17 protein-coding genes and 2 pseudogenes are annotated in these 18,056 nt (G+C 61.9%); 9 read left to right on the plus strand and 10 right to left on the minus strand.

The window, feature by feature from the left end; genetic code table 11:
• The first annotated feature begins 1 nt into the window (after position 1).
• The 4 genes from SLW74_RS21025 (at position 2) to SLW74_RS21040 (ending at position 5,494) form a co-directional block, all read left to right on the plus strand.
• Positions 2-1,585, plus strand: a complete 1,584-nt coding sequence (locus SLW74_RS21025; protein ID WP_410929976.1) for an ABC transporter ATP-binding protein — start codon at positions 2-4, stop codon at positions 1,583-1,585.
• A 63-nt stretch (positions 1,586-1,648) separates the two neighbouring features.
• Positions 1,649-3,064 carry a sigma-54 interaction domain-containing protein gene (locus SLW74_RS21030; RefSeq protein ID WP_296315185.1) on the plus strand — a complete coding sequence of 472 codons (1,416 nt, stop codon included), beginning with the start codon at positions 1,649-1,651 and terminating at the stop codon, positions 3,062-3,064.
• 257 nt (positions 3,065-3,321) lie between these two features.
• Complete coding sequence (locus tag SLW74_RS21035; protein ID WP_410929977.1) at positions 3,322-4,713, plus strand: GntP family permease; 1,392 nt, start codon at positions 3,322-3,324, stop codon at positions 4,711-4,713.
• A gap of 10 nt (positions 4,714-4,723) precedes the next feature.
• Entirely contained in the window at positions 4,724-5,494 is a 771-nt protein-coding gene (locus tag SLW74_RS21040) for a 3-hydroxybutyrate dehydrogenase (RefSeq protein ID WP_410929978.1), read from the plus strand.
• Positions 5,495-5,648: 154 nt separating this feature from the next.
• Here the strand turns inward: SLW74_RS21040 and SLW74_RS21045 are convergent, their stop codons facing one another.
• Complete coding sequence (locus SLW74_RS21045) at positions 5,649-6,815, minus strand: PilT/PilU family type 4a pilus ATPase (RefSeq protein WP_065990428.1); 1,167 nt, start codon at positions 6,813-6,815, stop codon at positions 5,649-5,651.
• A 255-nt stretch (positions 6,816-7,070) separates the two neighbouring features.
• Here SLW74_RS21045 and SLW74_RS21050 point away from each other — a divergent pair, with 255 nt between their 5' ends.
• Positions 7,071-7,346 carry a peptidylprolyl isomerase gene (locus tag SLW74_RS21050; protein ID WP_037009819.1) on the plus strand — a complete coding sequence of 92 codons (276 nt, stop codon included), beginning with the start codon at positions 7,071-7,073 and terminating at the stop codon, positions 7,344-7,346.
• Positions 7,347-7,525: 179 nt separating this feature from the next.
• On the opposite strand, the gene SLW74_RS21055 is transcribed toward SLW74_RS21050, so the two are convergent.
• The 8 genes from SLW74_RS21055 to SLW74_RS21090 all read right to left on the minus strand — a co-directional run bounded on the left by SLW74_RS21055 (position 7,526) and on the right by SLW74_RS21090 (position 14,105).
• Positions 7,526-8,467, minus strand: a complete 942-nt coding sequence (locus SLW74_RS21055) for a sugar kinase (protein WP_296313729.1) — start codon at positions 8,465-8,467, stop codon at positions 7,526-7,528.
• A gap of 12 nt (positions 8,468-8,479) precedes the next feature.
• Entirely contained in the window at positions 8,480-9,685 is a 1,206-nt protein-coding gene (locus SLW74_RS21060) for an amino acid deaminase (protein ID WP_410929979.1), read from the minus strand.
• Between the two features lie 40 nt (positions 9,686-9,725).
• Positions 9,726-10,487, minus strand: a complete 762-nt coding sequence (locus SLW74_RS21065; protein ID WP_410929980.1) for an IclR family transcriptional regulator — start codon at positions 10,485-10,487, stop codon at positions 9,726-9,728.
• Between the two features lie 157 nt (positions 10,488-10,644).
• Positions 10,645-11,031, minus strand: a complete 387-nt coding sequence (locus SLW74_RS21070; protein ID WP_296313728.1) for a RidA family protein — start codon at positions 11,029-11,031, stop codon at positions 10,645-10,647.
• Between the two features lie 24 nt (positions 11,032-11,055).
• A complete protein-coding gene (locus tag SLW74_RS21075; protein ID WP_410929981.1) occupies positions 11,056-11,847 on the minus strand; it encodes an amino acid ABC transporter ATP-binding protein in 792 nt (263 codons plus the stop codon).
• Positions 11,844-12,506 (minus strand): amino acid ABC transporter permease, encoded by a 663-nt coding sequence (locus SLW74_RS21080; RefSeq protein ID WP_065990416.1) that lies wholly within the window; start codon positions 12,504-12,506, stop codon positions 11,844-11,846. Before SLW74_RS21080 ends, SLW74_RS21075 begins: the two co-directional genes overlap by 4 nt.
• A 12-nt stretch (positions 12,507-12,518) precedes the next feature.
• On the minus strand, positions 12,519-13,181 hold the full coding sequence (locus SLW74_RS21085; RefSeq protein ID WP_065990414.1) for an amino acid ABC transporter permease: 663 nt from the start codon (positions 13,179-13,181) through the stop codon (positions 12,519-12,521).
• A gap of 75 nt (positions 13,182-13,256) precedes the next feature.
• On the minus strand, positions 13,257-14,105 hold the full coding sequence (locus tag SLW74_RS21090) for a transporter substrate-binding domain-containing protein (RefSeq protein ID WP_410929982.1): 849 nt from the start codon (positions 14,103-14,105) through the stop codon (positions 13,257-13,259).
• Between the two features lie 584 nt (positions 14,106-14,689).
• Here SLW74_RS21090 and SLW74_RS21095 point away from each other — a divergent pair.
• The 4 genes and pseudogenes from SLW74_RS21095 (at position 14,690) to SLW74_RS21110 (ending at position 17,281) form a co-directional block, all read left to right on the plus strand.
• On the plus strand, positions 14,690-15,058 hold the full coding sequence (locus SLW74_RS21095; protein ID WP_065990412.1) for an NUDIX hydrolase: 369 nt from the start codon (positions 14,690-14,692) through the stop codon (positions 15,056-15,058).
• A 319-nt stretch (positions 15,059-15,377) separates the two neighbouring features.
• A pseudogene (locus tag SLW74_RS21100) lies at positions 15,378-16,064 on the plus strand (PAS domain-containing protein); the annotation flags it as partial.
• Positions 16,065-16,166: 102 nt separating this feature from the next.
• A pseudogene (locus SLW74_RS21105) lies at positions 16,167-16,598 on the plus strand (methyl-accepting chemotaxis protein); the annotation flags it as partial.
• A gap of 152 nt (positions 16,599-16,750) precedes the next feature.
• A complete protein-coding gene (locus tag SLW74_RS21110; protein ID WP_065990408.1) occupies positions 16,751-17,281 on the plus strand; it encodes a GAF domain-containing protein in 531 nt (176 codons plus the stop codon).
• A 120-nt stretch (positions 17,282-17,401) separates the two neighbouring features.
• Here SLW74_RS21110 and SLW74_RS21115 read toward each other — a convergent pair whose 3' ends face one another.
• Positions 17,402-18,019: a polyribonucleotide nucleotidyltransferase gene (locus tag SLW74_RS21115; protein ID WP_410929983.1), complete on the minus strand. Its 618-nt coding sequence runs from the start codon at positions 18,017-18,019 to the stop codon at positions 17,402-17,404.
• Positions 18,020-18,056 lie beyond the last annotated feature (37 nt).

Raw genomic sequence — 18,056 nt, forward strand, 5'->3', positions numbered from 1 at the left:
GATGTCCGAAAACCTGATCGAAATCCGCGACCTTTCGGTGTCGTTCAACGGGCACACCGTGGTCAAGCACCTCAGCCTGGACATTCCGGCCGGCGAGTGCCTGGCACTGGTCGGCGAGTCGGGCTCGGGCAAATCGGTGACCGCCCATTCGATCCTGCAACTGCTGCCCCAGGCCGGCACGCTGAGCACCGGCAGCATTCGCTATCGCGGCAAAGAGTTGCTCGGCGCCGATGGCAACGTCATGCGCGAGCTGCGCGGCAATCAGATCGCGATGATCTTTCAGGAGCCAATGACCTCGCTGAACCCTCTGCACACGGTGTCCCGGCAGATCGGCGAGACCTTGTTGCTGCACAAGGGCATGGCAGGCAAGGCGGCCCAGGCAAGGATCATCGAGCTGCTGGAGCTGGTCGGCATTCAGCACCCGAAAAAGCGCCTAAAGGCCTATCCCCACGAGTTGTCCGGCGGCCAGCGCCAGCGGGTGATGATCGCCATGGCGCTGGCCTGCGAGCCGGAACTGCTGATTGCCGATGAGCCCACCACGGCGCTGGATGTGACGGTGCAGCGCAAGATCCTGCTGCTGCTCAAACAGCTCCAGCAACGGCTGAACATGTCGCTGTTGCTGATCAGCCACGACCTGAATCTGGTGCACAGCATCGCCCAGCGGGTGTGCGTGATGCGCGCCGGGGAAATCGTCGAGCAGTCCAACTGCCAGTCGCTGTTCAAAAACCCGCAACACGCCTACAGCCGCTTGCTGCTGGACGCCGAACCGGCGGGCGAGCCGTTACCCCGGGACACCCGCGAGAAGGTGCTGGAGGTCGATAACCTGCGCGTCTGGTTCTCCCTCGGCGGCGGGATTTTCAACCGGCACCACGAATACCTGAAAGCGGTCGATGACATCAGCCTCAGCATCGAGCGCGGCAAAACCTTAGGGATCGTTGGCGAATCCGGCTCGGGCAAGTCGACACTCGGTCAGGCCATCCTGCGCTTGCTCGAGTCCCGTGGCAGTATCCGCTTCAAGGGTCACGCGCTGGACAGCCTGAATCAAAAGCAGATGCGCCCATGGCGCAAGCATATGCAGGTGGTTTTCCAGGACCCTTACGGCAGCCTCAGCCCGCGCATGTCGGTGGCACAGATCATCAGCGAAGGGCTGGAAGTCCACAGCGACCTGGACCAGGCCAGCTGTGAGGCCGAAGTGATCCGCGCGCTGGAAGAAGTCGGCATCGACCCGTCGAGCCGGCACCGCTACCCTCATGAATTTTCCGGCGGGCAGCGGCAGCGGATCGCCATTGCCCGCGCGCTGGTGCTCAAACCTGCCCTGATACTGCTCGACGAACCGACGTCTGCGCTGGACCGCACCGTGCAGAAGCAGGTCGTCGCGTTGTTGCGGCAATTGCAGGAGCGGCATGGCCTGACCTATCTGTTTATCAGCCACGACCTGGCCGTGGTCAAGGCGCTGGCCCATGACCTGATCGTGGTCAAGGACGGCAAAGTGGTCGAGCGCGGCGCGAGCCACGACGTGTTCGATGCGCCGCAGCACCCTTACACCCGGGAATTGCTGGCGGCGGCCCACCCCGGTTTCAATTGAAGCTCGCCCCAAACAGTAGTCTGTGCGGCCAGATGCCGAGGAACAGGATGGATGGAACCGCACATGAACGACAATGAAAGCCTGAAGGATTACCGGCGCGTTCGGCGACTGGCGATCCGCTCGCTGTTCGAGATCATCGAGCAGTCCAGCGAGGGCACGGTCATCGTCGACCGCGACGCCCGCATCGTCTGGATCAACGAGCGCTACGCCCGCCGCTTTGGCCTGGAGGACCCGAGCCGCGCGGTAGGCCAGCCCTGTGAGCAGGTGATTCCCGGCAGCCTGCTGCGTCAGGTGGCGAGCAACGGCCAACCGATTCTGCTGGACATGATGGACACGGCGAAGGACCCGCTGGTGGTCATGCGCCTGCCGATCCATGACGACGGCGGCGCGGTGATCGGCGCCATCGGCTTCGCACTGTTCGATGAGCTACAGGCCCTGTCGCCGCTGCTCAAGCGCTATTCGAGCATGCAGCAGGAGCTTGCCTCGACCCGCTCGCTGCTGCGCGCCCGGCAAGCTAAATACACCTTTACCCACTTTATCGGCACCAGCGCCGCCAGCCTGGAAGTCAAACGCCGCGCCCGTCGCAGTGCCAGTACCGATTCCCCGGTGTTGCTGCTCGGTGAGACCGGCACCGGCAAGGAGCTTCTGGCCCACGCCGTGCACAACAGCTCGCCTCGGGCGCACAAACCCTTCATTAGCATCAACAGCGCGGCGATTCCCGAGGCGTTGCTGGAGGCGGAATTCTTCGGCACGGCCCCGGGCGCGTTTACCGGCGCCGATCGCAAGGGGCGCCACGGCAAATTGCACCTGGCCGAGGGCGGCACGCTGTTTCTCGACGAAATCGGCGACATGCCCCTGCCATTGCAAAGCAAGTTACTGCGGGTGCTGCAGGAGAAAGAATACGAGCCGGTGGGCTCCAACGCGATGATCAAAAGCGATGTGCGCGTGATCGCCGCGACCTCCACCGACCTTGAAGCGGCGATCAAGCGCGGCGAGTTTCGCGCCGACCTGTATTACCGGCTGAGCGTACTGCCCATAAAAGTGCCACCGTTGCGCGAACGTCTGGATGACATCCCAGCGCTGGCCGAGGCGATCCTTGAGGACCTTCATAGCCATCACGAACTGGCCCCCGCGGCCTTGGTGGCCCTCGCGCAGCACGCCTGGCCCGGCAATATCCGCGAGCTGCGCAACGTGCTCGAACGTGCCGCGCTGCTCAGCGACGATCTGCAGCTCAGCCCCGGCGACATCCGCGCCGCCATCGGCACGCTGGTGCCGGTCGCCAGCCCGCCGGTGGCAGCGTGGTCCGCATCCAATGACCAGACCTACAGCGAGGCGCGCCAGCATTTCGACCGGGAGCTGATTCAGGCAAAGCTGGCCCAGTGCGCGGGGAACGTGGTGCTCGCGGCACGGCAGCTAGGGTTGGGCCGTTCGACGCTGTACAAGAAGATGGCCGCGCTGGGCATCGCCGAGTCTCAATAAAGAGACTGGCTGTCTACCTTCCGGGATAACGGGCACCGGTTCCCGCAACAGAGCGGCTGCCACCCCGACACGATCGCTTTGGCGGTCCCCGTTCCGACCTTAACCGTCCCATTATCGGGACGCACATGATTGCCCCAATCGCCATTTTTAGATAAATCCAATAAAAATCAGCTAGTTAGCGCTCTGGCATGAATGTAGCTATACCTCCTGTGGCGCGGCCTCGCCGCACCCAAAACAAAAACAACAGGAGACACTCCATGAGTGTGATCATCGCTTTAGCGGCGCTTACGCTGCTGATGCTGGCTGCCTACCGGGGTTACAGCGTCATCCTCTTTGCCCCCATCGCGGCCCTCGGCGCCGTACTGCTCACCGACCCGTCAGCCGTGGCCCCCGCCTTCACCGGCGTGTTCATGGACAAGATGGTCGGCTTCGTCAAACTCTACTTTCCGGTGTTTCTGCTCGGTGCCGTGTTCGGCAAGCTCATCGAGCTGTCGGGCTTTTCGCGCTCCATCGTGGCGGCTGCCATTCGCATGCTCGGCACCCGCCAGGCGATGCTGGTGATCGTGCTGGTCTGCGCGCTGCTGACCTACGGCGGCGTGTCGCTGTTCGTCGTGGTGTTTGCGGTGTACCCGTTCGCCGCCGAGATGTTCCGCCAGAGCAACATTCCCAAACGGCTGATTCCGGCGACCATCGCCCTGGGTGCGTTTTCGTTCACCATGGACGCCCTGCCCGGCACGCCGCAAATCCAGAACATCATCCCCTCGACCTTTTTCAACACCACGGCGTGGGCGGCGCCGTGGCTGGGGCTGATTGGCACGGCGTTCGTGTTCAGCGTCGGCATGCTGTTTCTGCAGCGCCAGCGCAACAAGGCCCAGCGTGCCGGCGAAGGCTACGGCACCGAGCTGCGCAACGAGCCGGACACCCCGGCCGATATCGCGCTGCCCAACCCGTGGATCGCGCTGGCGCCGCTGTTGCTGGTCGGGATCATGAACCTGCTGTTTACCCAGTGGATTCCCCAGTGGTACGGCAAGACTCACACCCTGGCGCTGCCGGGCATGGCCACGCCTGTGCAGACCGACATCGCCAAGATCACCGCGATCTGGGCCGTGGAAGCGGCGTTGCTGGTGGGCATTGTGTTTGTGCTGCTGTTCGCCTTCAGGACGGTGAAATCCAAGCTGGCCGAGGGGAGCAAGGGTGCAGTCAGTGGCGCACTGCTGGCGGCGATGAACACGGCGTCGGAATACGGTTTTGGCGCTGTGATTGCTTCGTTGCCCGGATTCCTCGTGCTGGCCGACGGACTGAAGAGCATTCCCAATCCGCTGGTCAACGAAGCGATTACCGTGACGCTGCTGGCCGGGATCACCGGGTCGGCGTCCGGAGGCATGAGCATTGCCCTGGCGGCGATGTCCGACAGCTTTATCGCGGCGGCCCATGCGGCGAACATTCCGCTGGAGGTGTTGCACCGCGTCGCGGCCATGGCCAGCGGCGGCATGGACACCCTGCCGCACAACGGCGCGGTCATCACCCTGCTGGCGGTCACCGGCCTGACCCACCGCGAGGCCTACAAGGACATCTTCGGCATCACGATTATCAAGACGCTGGCAGTGTTCGTGGTGATCGGCGTTTTCTATGCAACCGGCATCGTATGAGGAATTGAACATGAGTCTGCAAGGCAAAACCGCACTGGTCACCGGCTCTACCAGCGGCATCGGCCTGGGCATCGCGCTGACGCTGGCCAAGGCCGGCGCACATCTGGTGCTCAACGGCTTCGGCGATGCGTCGGCGGTGATCGAGCAGGTCAAGCAGTACGGCAGTAAGGTCGGCCACCACCCGGCGGACGTCAGCGATGTCGCGCAGATCGCCGACATGATCGCCTACGCCGAGCGCGAATTCGGCGGCGTCGACATTCTGGTCAACAACGCGGGCATTCAGCACGTCGACGCGGTGGAGGATTTCCCCGTCGAGAGCTGGGACAAGATTATCGCCATCAACCTGTCGTCGGTCTTTCACAGCACACGGTTGTGCCTGCCAGGCATGCGTGCCAAGGGTTGGGGTCGGATCGTGAACATTGCCTCGGTGCATGGCCTGGTGGGTTCGACGGGCAAGGCGGCGTATGTGGCGGCCAAGCACGGCGTCATTGGCTTGACCAAGGTGGTCGGGCTGGAAACCGCGGCAAGCAATGTCACCTGCAACGCCATCTGCCCGGGCTGGGTGCTGACGCCGCTGGTGCAGAAGCAGATCGACGATCGCGCCGCGCAGACCGGCGATGTGGAAAAGGCCAAGCATGACTTGCTGGCGGAAAAGCAGCCATCGCTGGAATTCGTGACGCCTTCGCAGTTGGGGGAACTGACGTTGTTTCTGTGCAGTGAGGCCGGGGCGCAGGTGCGTGGCGCGGCGTGGAATATCGATGGCGGGTGGCTGGCGCGATAAGGGCGGCAAGCCCTGTAGGACCGGCTTTAGCCGGGAAGACGTCGGTCGCTACACCTCAAATGTGTGGTGTTCATACCGGCCTCTTCCCGGCTGAAGCCGGTCCTACAAGGGAAAGCGTCAGTGATGACACCGCACGATCATCACTGAGGAAACCTCAATTCCCCGGCTCGTCCCGCTCGTCCACCAGCCCCCAATCCTTCACATTCACCTGCGCGGCAGGCTGGGGCGCACGGGGGGCGCTGGCGATGGTCGATGGCCCGTCCTCACTGTGCAGTTTCAACCGCAGTCGCACGTTGTTGGCCGAATCCGCGTTCTTCAGGGCTTCGTCTTCAGTGATTGCGCCCTCCACCGCCAGGTCATACAGCGCGTTGTCGAAGGTCTGCATGCCGAGGTTGGTGGACTTCTCCATGATGCCCTTAAGCTCGGTCAACTCGTTGCGGTGGATCAGGTCGCGAATCGTCGGCGTGCCCAGCATCACCTCCACCGCAGCACGGCGTTTGCCGTCAGTGGTCTTGACCAACCGCTGGGAGACGAACGCCTTGAGGTTGTTGCCCAGGTCATGGAGCAACTGCGGCCGGCGCTCTTCGGGGAAGAAGTTGATGATGCGGTCCAGCGCCTGGTTGGCGTTGTTGGCGTGCAGCGTCGAGATGGCCAGGTGGCCGGTGTCGGCAAAGGCCAGCGCGTGCTCCATGGTTTCGCGGTCGCGGATCTCGCCGATCAGGATCACGTCCGGCGCCTGACGCAGGGTGTTCTTCAGCGCCGCATGGAAGCTGCGCGTGTCGACGCCCACTTCCCGCTGATTGATGATCGAGCGCTTGTGTTTGTGGATGAACTCCACCGGGTCTTCGATGGTAATGATGTGGCCGCTGGCGTGACGGTTGCGGTGGTCGATCAGTGCGGCCAGCGAGGTCGATTTACCCGAACCGGTGGCGCCGACGAACAGCACCAGGCCGTGCTTTTCCATGATCACATCGAGCAGGACCGGCGGCAGGTGCAGGTCTTCGAATTTGGGGATGTCGAGCTTGATGTTGCGCGCCACGATTGACACTTCGTTGCGCTGCTTGAAGATGTTGATTCGGAATCGCCCGACACCGGACAGGGAAAACGCCAGGTTCATTTCCAGGTCGCGTTCGAAATCCACGCGCTGTTCGGCGTCCATGATGCCGTTGGCAATCACCGCGACGTCACCGGGCTTGAACGCTTCGGTGCCCAGCGGCTTGAGCACGCCATTGAACTTGGCGCAGGGGGGCGCGCCGGTGGACAGGTAAAGGTCCGATCCATCCTGGGTGGCAAGCACCTTCAACAACGCCGGAAAATCCATAAGGCAACACCGCACATGAGGTTTGAGGAGACTGCAGGCCTACAGGTTGTGGACCTTCGACCGGTTTTAACGTTCGGGCTGTTTGCTGGCCGGGGCAAGGCCCTTGAACAGCCGGGTCAGGGCCGTGTGAAGAGCCGGGTCAGGCCTGTCTCAGCGCCGAGCCACACGTTCGTCCGGTCAAGGTGTGGGAAATTACCCGAAATCGCGCAGCAAAGGCATAATGCGCGGCTTTTTTATCGAGACGTCCGGTACCCCATGAAAGCCCAAGCCCGCCACATTCTGGTCAAGACCGCTGAAGAAGCCGAGCAACTGAAGCAGCGCATTGCCAAGGGCGAAGCGTTTGACGTGCTGGCGAAGAAGTATTCGACGTGCCCGAGCGGCAAGCGCGGCGGGGATCTGGGTGAAGTGCGACCGGGCCAGATGGTCGGCGCGATTGACCAGGTGATTTTCAAAAAACCGTTGCGGACCGTGCATGGTCCGGTCAAAAGCAAATTCGGGTATCACCTGGTGCAGGTGTTTTATCGGGATTGAGGGTTGGGGCCGGAATGTGTAGTGGTCGTTCTGGCCCCCTTGCCTTAGCAGGACTGGCTTTAGCCGGGAACAGGCCGGATTGAGCACCTTCGATTTTGCGGTGTGTCGCCTGGCCCCTTCCCGGCTGAAGCCGGTCCTACAGGGTGTGCGCGGCCCCACGCAGGGTTCTCGGCCCTGCCTCAAATCGGCATCACGCTTCTCGGGATCAACGCCCCCGGGTGCTGAATCACCAGGCTTGCCAACTGATGCCCGGCGTTGGCCGCATCTTTCGGACCGCCGCCGCGCAAACGCCGAGCCAGATAGGCCGCGCTGAAGGAATCCCCCGCCGCCGTGGTATCGATGACTTTCTGCACGGCGTGCGCAGGCACTTCGTAACGCCGGTCGTCGACGCTCACGAGACAGCTCTGCGCCCCGCGCTTGACCACCACTTCGCTGACACCCAGGTCGCGGTAGGTCTGCAAAATTTCCTCGCCGTCGGCGTAATCGAACAGCGCCTGCTCGTCCTCCTCGGTCAGCAGAGCCAGATCCACTTCGTGCATGACCGCGCGATACGCCTGCCGCGCTTGCTCGACACTGCGCCACAGGCGCGGGCGGTAGTTGTTGTCGAACACCACCCGCGCGCCACGGTCCCGGGCATCGCCGAGGGTCGACAGCAGCCGCGCCCGGCCCGTCTCCCCCAGCACCGCCAGGGTGATGCCGCTGAAATACAGCACGTCGTAATCCGGCAGCGCGGCCAGCACCGGCTCCGCCGCCGGCGTGGTGAAGCATTCGCGCACTGCCGCCTCGTTGCGCCAGTACAGGAAACGCCGCTCGCCGTTGGCGTCGGTTTGAATGCAATACAGCCCCGGCAGCCGCCCCGGCAGACGCTGGACCCGACTCAGGCCAATGCCCTCCTCCGTCCAGACCTGGCACATGGCGTCGCTGAAACTGTCATCGCCCAGCGCCGTGACGTAATCCACCTGCGCCGCCGAACCCAGCAGCCGCGACAGGTACACCGCCGTATTCAGCGTGTCGCCGCCGAAGCTCTGCTTGAGCGTGCCGTTGGCGTGCTGTTGCAACTCGATCATGCATTCGCCGATCAGGGCAACGCGCGGGTAGCTGTGACTGACCATTTCACTCATTGCAGACTCCTGTCAGAAGCAGGTATCGAAGGATTCGATGACGCGCAGGTCATCGCCGACCAGGCACCCCGTGCGCCATTTGTCGAAGGTCAGGCACGGGTGCGAGGTGCCGAACGAAACGATATCGCCGACCTTCAACTCGCAGCCCGGCGCGACGGTCATGAACGCATGCTGATCCATCACCGCCGTGACGGTGCAGGCGCTGACGTCCTCGCCAGTCGCCGGCACCGCCCCTGGCGCATATCGCTTGATCGGGTTGGGCATGCCGGCGTCGAACGCCACGTCGCGCTTGCCCATGGCAATCACCGCAAAACCTGGCTCAGGCATCGACTGCACATGGGCCCAGACTTCCATCGCCGGCCGTAAGCCTTCGCTCAGGTCGTGGCGTCGGTCGAGCACGCAGCACTGCGCGTCTTTGTAGATGCCGTGGTCGTGGACCACGTAACTGCCGGGGCGCAGCACGCTGAGGAAACGCTCGCGCACCTGTTGCTTGTCGAATTCCTCGGCGATCAGGTCGTACCAGGCCGAACCCGAGGCAGTGACGATCGGGCGATCGAGGGCAAACGCGCCCTTGTCCTGCAGGGTCACGGCCAGCCGCACCAGCGATGTGGCGAACGCGCGAATGCCGCTCACCGCCTGGTCGCCATGGATCACGCCTTCGTAGCCCTCGATGCCGGTCAGCTTCAACGCCGGTTGCGCCGCAATGGCGTCGGCCAGGGCCATGACCTCGGCTTCGCTGCGGCAGCCGCAACGCCCACCGACCACGCCGTACTCGATCATCACATTGAGGGTCAGGCCCTTGGCGGCGAAGAACTCGCCCAGCGCCTTGACGTTGTCCGGGTGGTCGACCATGCAGTGAAAGTCGAACATCCAGTCCGTGAGCATCTCGGCGATGATCGCCATGTTCGGCGCGCCGACCAACTGGTTAGCCATCAGCACCCGACGCACGCCGTGGGCATAGGCCGCGCGGGTCTGCACCGCCGTGGCGAGGGTCATGCCCCAGGCGCCGTGCTGCAACTGCCGCAGAAACAGCGCCGGCACCATGCTGGTCTTGCCGTGGGGCGCCAGTTCAGCGCCACTGTCGCTGACGAACTTCTGCATCCAGCGCAGGTTGTGCTCCAGCGCCGTGTCGTGGATGACCAACGCGGGCAGGCTGACGTCCCGCACCAGGTGGTCGCCGGGTTGCGTGGCGCCTTTTTCAATCGCGGCAATGCTCATCTCTGTTCTCCTGAATTTTTTGTTCGTGTGTGCGGCGACGCTATTCGATGACGCGCCGGGCCAGGCCGTTGGCGCTGTCGATCAACACGCGCCGGTAATGATCGTAGTGGGCCGTGGCGTCGGCCCGCGGGGCGACGATGCACAGGGTCGCGATGCAGATGCCCTGTTTGTCCCGCACGGGTGCGGCGAAGCAATGGGTGAAGGTGTCGGCGATGCTGTCGAAGGAAAAGAAGCCGTCGTCGTGGGCCTTGCGGATCTCGGCCAAGAACGTCTCGATGGGCAGGCGTTTGCCGTCCGGAAGGATGAAATCCTCGTCGTCGATCAGGTCGACGATCGCCTGATCCGTGAGGTGCCCGAGCAACAGACGGCCCGACGCGGTCCACGGGATCGGCGCGTCCTCGCCGATGTCCGACGAAATACGGAAATGCCGCGCGCCCTCTTTCATCAAGGCGACGGTGTATTTGCGGCCGTTTAGCAGGCACATCTGCGCGGTTTCCCGGGTCTGCTCGACGATTTCACCCAGGCTGACCTCGGCCTCGCGGGTGAAGTCGAAATGACGCAGATGCGCCTGCCCGAGGAAATACAACTGCCGCCCCAGGTAGACGTGGCCGTCCTTGCCGACGGTCTCGAGGATCCTTCGTTCCAGCAGCGAACTGACCAATTCGTACACCGTCGATTTCGGGCTGCCGATGCCGCTGGCGATCTCGTTCGGCCGCATCGGCGTGCCGGTTTCCTTGAGGAAATCGAGAATATCGAACGCTCGGTCTAAACCACGGGCCCGGCGTTTGATGTCTTCGGTCATGAGAGCAGCTCCAAGCTAGGCGGCGCCGATGCAAAAAGCGTCTTCAGCCATTGAAATTGGGTAGGCAGTTGAGCTGCAAGCTTCAAGCTAAAGGCGGCAACCGTTGGATCACCGCTGTATCGACTTGCAGCTTGTAGCTTGCCGCTCACAGCTCGCCTCACTTCTGTTTATAGGCAATGCAATCGATCTCGACCTTGCAGTCGACCATCATGCTGGCCTGCACGCAGGCGCGGGCCGGGGCGTGTTCCGGGGAGAAGTACTCGCCGAAGACCTTGTTGAAGCTCCAGAAATCACGCGGGTCTTCCAGCCACACGCCGACACGCACCACGTCTTCCAGGCCGTAACCGGCCTCGGTCAGGATCGCCACCAGGTTCTGCAGGGTCTTGTGGGTTTGCTCGACGATCCCGCCGTTGATGATCTCACCGTTTTCGGCCGGCACCTGACCCGACACATGCAGCCAGCCATCGGCTTCGACGGCGCGGGCGAATGGACGTGGCTGGCCGCCACCTGCGGTACTGCCGGCGCCGTAACGAGTAATGCTCATGAAAATCTCCTTTGAGTGAGCGTCTTAAAAACGAATGTTCTTGAGGAATTCAGCCAGACGCGCTGACTTGGGTTGTTCGAATAATGCCTTGGGCGGGCCCTGCTCTTCGATGCGGCCCTGATTCATGAACACGATCTGATCGGACACCTCGTAGGCGAAGCGCATCTCGTGGGTCACCAGCAGCATGGTCATGCCCTCTTCGGCCAGGCCCTTGATCACGCTGAGCACCTCACCGACCAACTCCGGGTCCAGCGCTGAGGTGACTTCATCGAACAGCATCAGGCTCGGGTTCATGGCAATGGCCCGGGCAATCGCCACGCGCTGCTGCTGACCGCCGGAGAGCTGGCCGGGAAAGTGATTGCGCCGCTCCAGCAGGCCAACGCGGTCCAGCCATTTTTCGGCCAGGGCGATGGCTTGGTCCTTGGGCAGCTTCTTCACTTTGAGCAAGCCGAGGGTGACGTTCTGCAGCGCGGTCAGGTGCGGAAACAGGTTGAACTGCTGAAACGCCATCCCGGTCATCGCGCGGTGCCGGGCGATGAGCTTTTCCGGGTGGCGCACGCGCTTGCCACTGACGTCGCTGTAGCCGATGTCCTGACCTTCGAGACGAATGTGCCCGCCCTGAAACTCTTCCAGCAGATTGACGCAACGCAGCAACGTGGTCTTTCCCGAGCCGCTGGACCCGATCAGCGTGACCACGTTGCCCTTGTTCATCTTCAGGTCGACGCCCTTGAGCACTTCGACCGGGCCATAGGATTTGTGCAGCCCTTCGATGCTCAACAGAGCCGGGGCGGCAGTCGCGGTGTGAGTCTGTGTCATGGCAAGGCCACCCGTTTTTCGATTTGCCGCCCGAGAAGCTCGATGGCGTAGTTGATGACAAAGAAGAGAAACCCCGCGAACAGGTAAAACTCAAGGGTCATGAAATTGCGCGCGATGACCTGCTGGGTGCTGAGCAGCAGCTCGGCCACGCCGATCACCGAGAGCAGGGTCGAGGCCTTGACGATCTCCGTCGACGAATTGACCCAGGTCGGCAAGATCTGCCGCAATGCCTGGGGCAGCAACACATAGCTGAGGGACTGGGGGAACGTCAGGCCGATGGCCTTGCCGGCTTCCAGCTGCCCGCGCGGGATGGCCTGCAAGGCACCGCGCACGATCTCGGCGACGTGGGAGCCGCAAAACAGCGTCAACCCCAGCGCACCGGCCTGAAACGCGCCGATCTGCCAGCCCAACGCTGGCGCCATGTAAAAGCAGGCCAGCACCAGCACAAACACGGGCGTGCCGCGAATCAGATCCACGTAGGCGCGAAACGGGAGGCGCGCCCACCATTTGCCGTAGGTCAGGATCAGCCCGGCAAATACGCCGATCACCGTCCCGAACACGATCGCCAGGCCCGCGCACTGGACACTGGTGAGAAACCCGGCCCACAGCGCTTCCCGCGCGACCCACAATTCATGCAACCAACTGGGTTGTTCGTACATGGTCCGGGCCTCCTAGCGGCGAATCGCCAGACGCTGCTCGAGGTAGCGCAGCAGCATGGCAATGAGGTAACAGGCCGCGACGTACAGCGCCGTGGTCACCAGCCAGGTTTCAATCACCCGGTAGCTCTCGACGTTGATCTTGCGCGCGTAATAGGTCAGTTCCGGCACCGCGATGGCAGCGGCCAGCGACGTGTCCTTGAACAGCGAAATGAAGTTGTTCGACAGCGCCGGCAGCACGTTGCGCAACATCACCGGGACGACGATGTACGCGCGCACCTGCCATTCGCCGAGGCCGATCGCCAGGCCCGCTTCGCGCTGGCCCTTGTGGATGCTCAGCAGGCCAGCGCGGAACACTTCGGTCAGATAGGCCCCGGCATACAGCGACAGGGTGACGATGAACGACGGGATCTTGTCCAGACGAATGCCCAGGCTGGGCATGGCAAAGTAAATCAACAGGATCAGCACCAGAATCGGCGTGTTGCGCACCACGGTCACGTAAATTGACGCGACGATCCGCAGGGCGCGGTAGCGGGACAGCATCGCGAATGCTGCCAGCATGCCGATGACGCAACCGATGGCGATGGAAATCAGGGCCAGTTCCAGGCCGAGCCCCAGCCCCGCCAGCAGACTGGGGAAATCCCGCCAGACCGCTGCAAAATTCAGCTGATAATTCATGGTCAGCAGTACCTGGGGCGGGACGGCATCGCGGCCGTCCCCGCCCCCTTCAGTGGGCGACGCGAGCGGCGCGGGTTATTTGTATTCCATCGGGAAACCGATCGCCGGGGTCGGCAGGTCCACGCCGAACCACTTCTTGAACGACTCGGCGTACATCGGGAATTCAACGCCGGTCATGGCTTCATGCAGGGCGGTGTTGGCGAAGTTCAGCCAGTCCTGATCGCCACGTTTGACGGCGCACGCGTAGGTTTGCGGGCTCCAGGCGAACGCGGGCGAACGATAGCGACCGGGGTTCTGCACCATCAGGTATTTCACCGACGACTGATCGGTGGCCGCCGCATCGGCGCGACCGGAGTTGATGGCCTGGTACATCAGGTCGACGCTGTCGTACTGGTCGACCTTCGCCTTGGGCAGCGCCTGATGCACCAGCTCTTCGGCGTAGACGTTCTGCAGCACGGCAACGGTGACGCCATCACCCGCGCCTTTCAGGTCGTCGATTTCCTTGTACTTGCTGTTGGTCGGCAGCAGCAGCGCCACGCCTTCGCGGTAATAAGGCAGCGTGAACGCCACCTGCTGGGCGCGGCTGGCAGTCACCGTGATGAACTGGCAGCTCATGTCGACTTTATCCGTCAGCAGGTTCGGAATCCGCGCGTCGGAGGACTGCACGACAAACTCGACCTTGCTCGGATCATTAAACAAGCCCTTGGCGACGATGCGCGCGATGTCGATATCAAAACCCTGCAACTTGCCGTCCGCACCCTGAAAGTGCCAAGGGGCATTGGTGCTCCCGGTACCCACGATGAGATGGCCGCGCTGCAGGACGTTGTCCAGCTTGCTGTCGGCGGCATATGCCGTCGTTGCCAACGTTGCTGCCGTTATCAGGGCCAATGCAAAAGCTTTCAAAGAAAGGGATCCGCGCCGCATGAGAGAAACTCCGCCGGTTGTATTTATTCCGCTATAGCGGAACCTTGTGTGCCACAACGGAATAGACAGCAGAAAGTGTGCCACAGAGTCAGGCGGTAAAAGAAGCGGCGAGAATCACCGGTGTTTTCAATCACATGGGTTGAAATCCAGGTGCGTGCAGGTCGAAACGCCACGCGGGCTGACCAGACTCCGCGCTACGGATCACCCCACACAGTGCGCACAGGGCCCCATCGGCGTGCACTCCGCGCCAATAACGCGCATCACGGTTTGCGTGCCAAGACCGTTCATCGCGCCAAGGGCACGATCCGCCCGCCAAAGAACCCAATCAGCGCGTTGGTTAAGTAGTGGCATTTTGGTTCATGTTGGCACCCCGCCCATCAGGCTGAACAAGACACCGTCTGGCTGGTTATCCCGACACACCCCTCAATCGAGCTATGGTTTTCTTAATACCGGCCGATTCAGGAGGATGAAGGGAACATTGGCACCGTTACTGCTTCAAACGTCTTTATGAAGCTTTTATGACAGCCGCGTGAATACCCAGGGACGGCGGCATTTTTACGGGTTGTACGGTGGAGGAACCCCCAATGAAACAGCGAGCCACAGTCATCTGCCGCAGGGACAACCAGATCCTTTACGTGCGCAAATCCAACGCCCGGTGGAACCTTCCCGGCGGCAAAGTCGAAGCCGATGAATCGCCTGCGCAGGCCGCTGCGCGCGAATTACGTGAAGAGACCGGTCTGATCCTGGAAGACCTGGCGTACATCACTCGCTATGAGGGCGGTGCCGTGTTGCATCACGTGTTCGAAGTGTCGGTGACGATGATCGCCACCCCTGCCCCCCACAACGAAATTGCCGACTGCAAGTGGTTCACCAGCAAAGAGCTGGGCGACCAGAAAGTCAGCCCAGCGGCGAAGTCCATCGTGAAGGCTTTTCTGACCAACGCCATTTATTAAGTGTTGTTGAGAGGCGTTCACAGGTTTTTCACATCGGGGGCGATACTCTTCACTTGCTCCTCCAAGACTGACTTTAAGCCCGCACCCCCCATCGCGGGCTTTTTCTTGCCCAAAATTCCTCCCGCCCCCCTCCTTTTCTCCCTGCCTGATCTATAAACATTCTGACGACCGGGCTTAATTTCGGCATCCGAACGCCGACAGTTAAGTGAGCATATCCAAGGAGCGGCAGATGTTTAATTCCAAAATCAAAAAGCAAATGTCCACTCTGAGCTCGGAGCTGGTCGCGCTGAAAAATTTTCACGACGCCCTCATGCAGCAAATGCTGTCGCTGACCGTGGATGCCGACCTGCGCATCACGGACGCAAACAGCAAATTCTGCGCAGCCATCGGTTACTCCCATGACGAGCTGGTTGGCCAGCCCATGGCGGCGTTCATTCCGACCTACGTCGCAACCATGCCGTGCTTCCGCGACTTCAAATTAGCGGCCGTCAACGGCACTGCGGTCACTGACGACTACCGCTTCATCAGCAAAGGCGGTTCGCTGATCTGGATTCACGCCACGTGGTCGCCGCTGAAGGATGATCAGGGCCGTGTGGCCGCCCTCAAATGTCTGGCCACCAACGTCACCGCCGAAGTCAACAAGGCCCGGGAAAACGAGTCGTTCATCAACGCCCTGCTGCGCTCGACAGCGGTCATCGAATTCGACCTCGGCGGCCACGTGCTGAAGGCTAACCAGTCCTTCCTCCAGGAAATGGGCTACAGCCAGGATCAGATTCTCGGCAAGCACCACAGCCTGTTCTGTGACCCGAAATTCGCCGCCACCGAAGACTACAAAGCGTTCTGGAAACGCCTGAACAACGGCGACTTCGTGGCCGACCGGTTCAAACGCATCAACAGCCGTGGCGAGGACGTGTGGCTGGAAGCGACCTACAACCCGGTCCACGACACCCAGGGCAAGCTTTACAAGGTGGTGAAATTCGCCACTGTCATTACCGATCAGGTACGTCGCGAAGCCGAAATCAGCGTCGCGGCCGGCACGGCCTTCGAGATCTCCCAGCGCACCGACGTCTCGGCGCAGCGCGGGGCAGCGGTGATCAACAACACCGTGGAAACCATGAACGGCATCGCCGACCAGATGCTCTCTGCCTCCCATGGCATGGAAGCGCTGGGCAAGCAGTCGTTGCTGATCAGCACCATCGTGCAAACCATCGGCGGCATCGCCCAACAGACCAACTTGCTCGCCCTCAACGCCGCCATCGAAGCCGCCCGTGCCGGCGAACAGGGCCGGGGGTTCGCCGTGGTGGCCGATGAAGTGCGTCAGCTGGCCGGACGCACCAGCACGGCGACCGAAGAGATTGTCGCGGTGGTGCAGCAGAACCAGAAACTGGTGGATGATGTGGTCAAGGACATGGGCAGCACCCGCGCCCAGGCGGAGCAAGGCCTGTCGCTGGCCAACCAGGCCGGCAGCGTGATCGTTGAGATCCAGGAAGGCGCGCGTCAGGTGGTGGGTGCCGTCCAGCGGTTCAACCACCAGCTCTGACAGCGGCCGCACCCGCCTTTAACTCGGGGTCCCCCATGACAAATGGTCGCAGCGCGCCGAGCGGGAGATACGCTTGCCCTACAAAATGCTAATCTGCGCCACATATGTGGCCCCATCCGGGTATGCCACCCCACGTTGACATGGAGCCGACAATGGCTTTGGATTCCCTGCTCTGCCCGGATTTGCTGACCATCGCAGAGCGTTCGGCGATCGCCGAGGTTGAAGCGACGACGAATATCCTCAGGCTCGTGACGCGGCTGACCGGCATGCGCTTTGCCGGTATTGCCAAGTTCACCGACTCCGAGTGGGTCGCCTGCGCGGTTTATGACGAGATTCACATCGGCATCCAGGAAGGCGAAGTGCTGGAGCTGGAAACCACGCTGTGCAACGAACTGATCGCAAACCCGAAAGCGCTGATCATCCCCAGCATCAGCCAGAGCGAGCGCTATGCGGGTCGCCCGGTGGTCAAGCAATACGCCATCGAGAGCTACATCGGCGTGCCGATCAGCCTGCCCGACGGCCAGCTGTTCGGCGCCCTGTGCCTGCTCGATTCCAAAGCCAGCACCTTCGAAAGCCCGGACCTCGTCGAAACCCTGGGCCTGTTCTCCCGGCTGATCGGCTGCATCGTGTTCTCCCATTACAGCACGGTGAACAAGGTCAGGACGCAGGTTGAGCACGCTTGATCAGGTGATGCAATTCGGGAGCGGCGTCAGGGCCGCTCACGCTTAGCCACCTTCATCTGGCCACGTCACCTCATCGGTGACGTGGCGTCGTAGTCCCTGAGCGCCAGCGATAGCGTTTACTCACTCGCCGGTAACGGTCTTCACAAGTGCAGAGTGGCCTTTAGGGTTGTCCGCGTTGGTAATCACTGTTACGACTGCGGACTGTGTACCAGAGGCAGCGGCCACGGTAGTCGCGAGCATCGGCTTACCACCCGCACTGAATGAGGCATCGAGCTGACGCAAGCCCAACCCACTGGCTTTAACGATGCTTTTTTCCCCAAGTTTTTTATAGTTTTGGTAATCGGTACTTTGTTGCAGCGCCGTGCCGGTAAGTAGACCGCTCAAGGCGGTTTCGTCGTTGTCGGAATCGACGGCGGTCGCAAGGGGAACCTGCCCGGTGATCAGCACGCTTTTTTCTGCTTTGTTGAGGTAGTTGGCGCCGGTCATGCCCATGGCAGTCGCTCTAGGGTCGATTGGCGTAGGATCTTTTACAAACCCCGCCGGTACGTTGACTGAAAGTTTGCCCCCTAACATCGAGACCTGCTGGGCGGTGTAACTGCTCTGCGCCTCGGGCGGTGAGGCCGCCAGAGCGGCCGTGACGCCAACGGTCATTGACACGGCCAGGCTTAATGTGAGATTCAGCGCGGCTTTTTTTAGCGATCGGTTCGTCACGGCAGGCAAATTCCATTTATTCAACATAGTCGATTCCAGAAATGATCACAGGGAGATTCAGGAG

Origin of the sequence: Pseudomonas sp. W5-36, from assembly GCF_046540455.1 — a bacterium.
Lineage (GTDB): Bacteria > Pseudomonadota > Gammaproteobacteria > Pseudomonadales > Pseudomonadaceae > Aquipseudomonas > Aquipseudomonas graminis_B.

What these genes read in the sequence shown, in the direction of transcription:
- SLW74_RS21025 (WP_410929976.1), top strand. Translation starts at nt 2, where the DNA reads ATGTCCGAAAACCTGATCGAAATCCGCGACCTTTCGGTGTCGTTCAAC.
- SLW74_RS21030 (WP_296315185.1), top strand. Translation starts at nt 1,649, where the DNA reads ATGAACGACAATGAAAGCCTGAAGGATTACCGGCGCGTTCGGCGACTG.
- SLW74_RS21035 (WP_410929977.1), top strand. Translation starts at nt 3,322, where the DNA reads ATGAGTGTGATCATCGCTTTAGCGGCGCTTACGCTGCTGATGCTGGCT.
- SLW74_RS21040 (WP_410929978.1), top strand. Translation starts at nt 4,724, where the DNA reads ATGAGTCTGCAAGGCAAAACCGCACTGGTCACCGGCTCTACCAGCGGC.
- SLW74_RS21045 (WP_065990428.1), bottom strand. Translation starts at nt 6,815, where the DNA reads ATGGATTTTCCGGCGTTGTTGAAGGTGCTTGCCACCCAGGATGGATCG.
- SLW74_RS21050 (WP_037009819.1), top strand. Translation starts at nt 7,071, where the DNA reads ATGAAAGCCCAAGCCCGCCACATTCTGGTCAAGACCGCTGAAGAAGCC.
- SLW74_RS21055 (WP_296313729.1), bottom strand. Translation starts at nt 8,467, where the DNA reads ATGAGTGAAATGGTCAGTCACAGCTACCCGCGCGTTGCCCTGATCGGC.
- SLW74_RS21060 (WP_410929979.1), bottom strand. Translation starts at nt 9,685, where the DNA reads ATGAGCATTGCCGCGATTGAAAAAGGCGCCACGCAACCCGGCGACCAC.
- SLW74_RS21065 (WP_410929980.1), bottom strand. Translation starts at nt 10,487, where the DNA reads ATGACCGAAGACATCAAACGCCGGGCCCGTGGTTTAGACCGAGCGTTC.
- SLW74_RS21070 (WP_296313728.1), bottom strand. Translation starts at nt 11,031, where the DNA reads ATGAGCATTACTCGTTACGGCGCCGGCAGTACCGCAGGTGGCGGCCAG.
- SLW74_RS21075 (WP_410929981.1), bottom strand. Translation starts at nt 11,847, where the DNA reads ATGACACAGACTCACACCGCGACTGCCGCCCCGGCTCTGTTGAGCATC.
- SLW74_RS21080 (WP_065990416.1), bottom strand. Translation starts at nt 12,506, where the DNA reads ATGTACGAACAACCCAGTTGGTTGCATGAATTGTGGGTCGCGCGGGAA.
- SLW74_RS21085 (WP_065990414.1), bottom strand. Translation starts at nt 13,181, where the DNA reads ATGAATTATCAGCTGAATTTTGCAGCGGTCTGGCGGGATTTCCCCAGT.
- SLW74_RS21090 (WP_410929982.1), bottom strand. Translation starts at nt 14,105, where the DNA reads ATGCGGCGCGGATCCCTTTCTTTGAAAGCTTTTGCATTGGCCCTGATA.
- SLW74_RS21095 (WP_065990412.1), top strand. Translation starts at nt 14,690, where the DNA reads ATGAAACAGCGAGCCACAGTCATCTGCCGCAGGGACAACCAGATCCTT.
- SLW74_RS21110 (WP_065990408.1), top strand. Translation starts at nt 16,751, where the DNA reads ATGGCTTTGGATTCCCTGCTCTGCCCGGATTTGCTGACCATCGCAGAG.
- SLW74_RS21115 (WP_410929983.1), bottom strand. Translation starts at nt 18,019, where the DNA reads ATGTTGAATAAATGGAATTTGCCTGCCGTGACGAACCGATCGCTAAAA.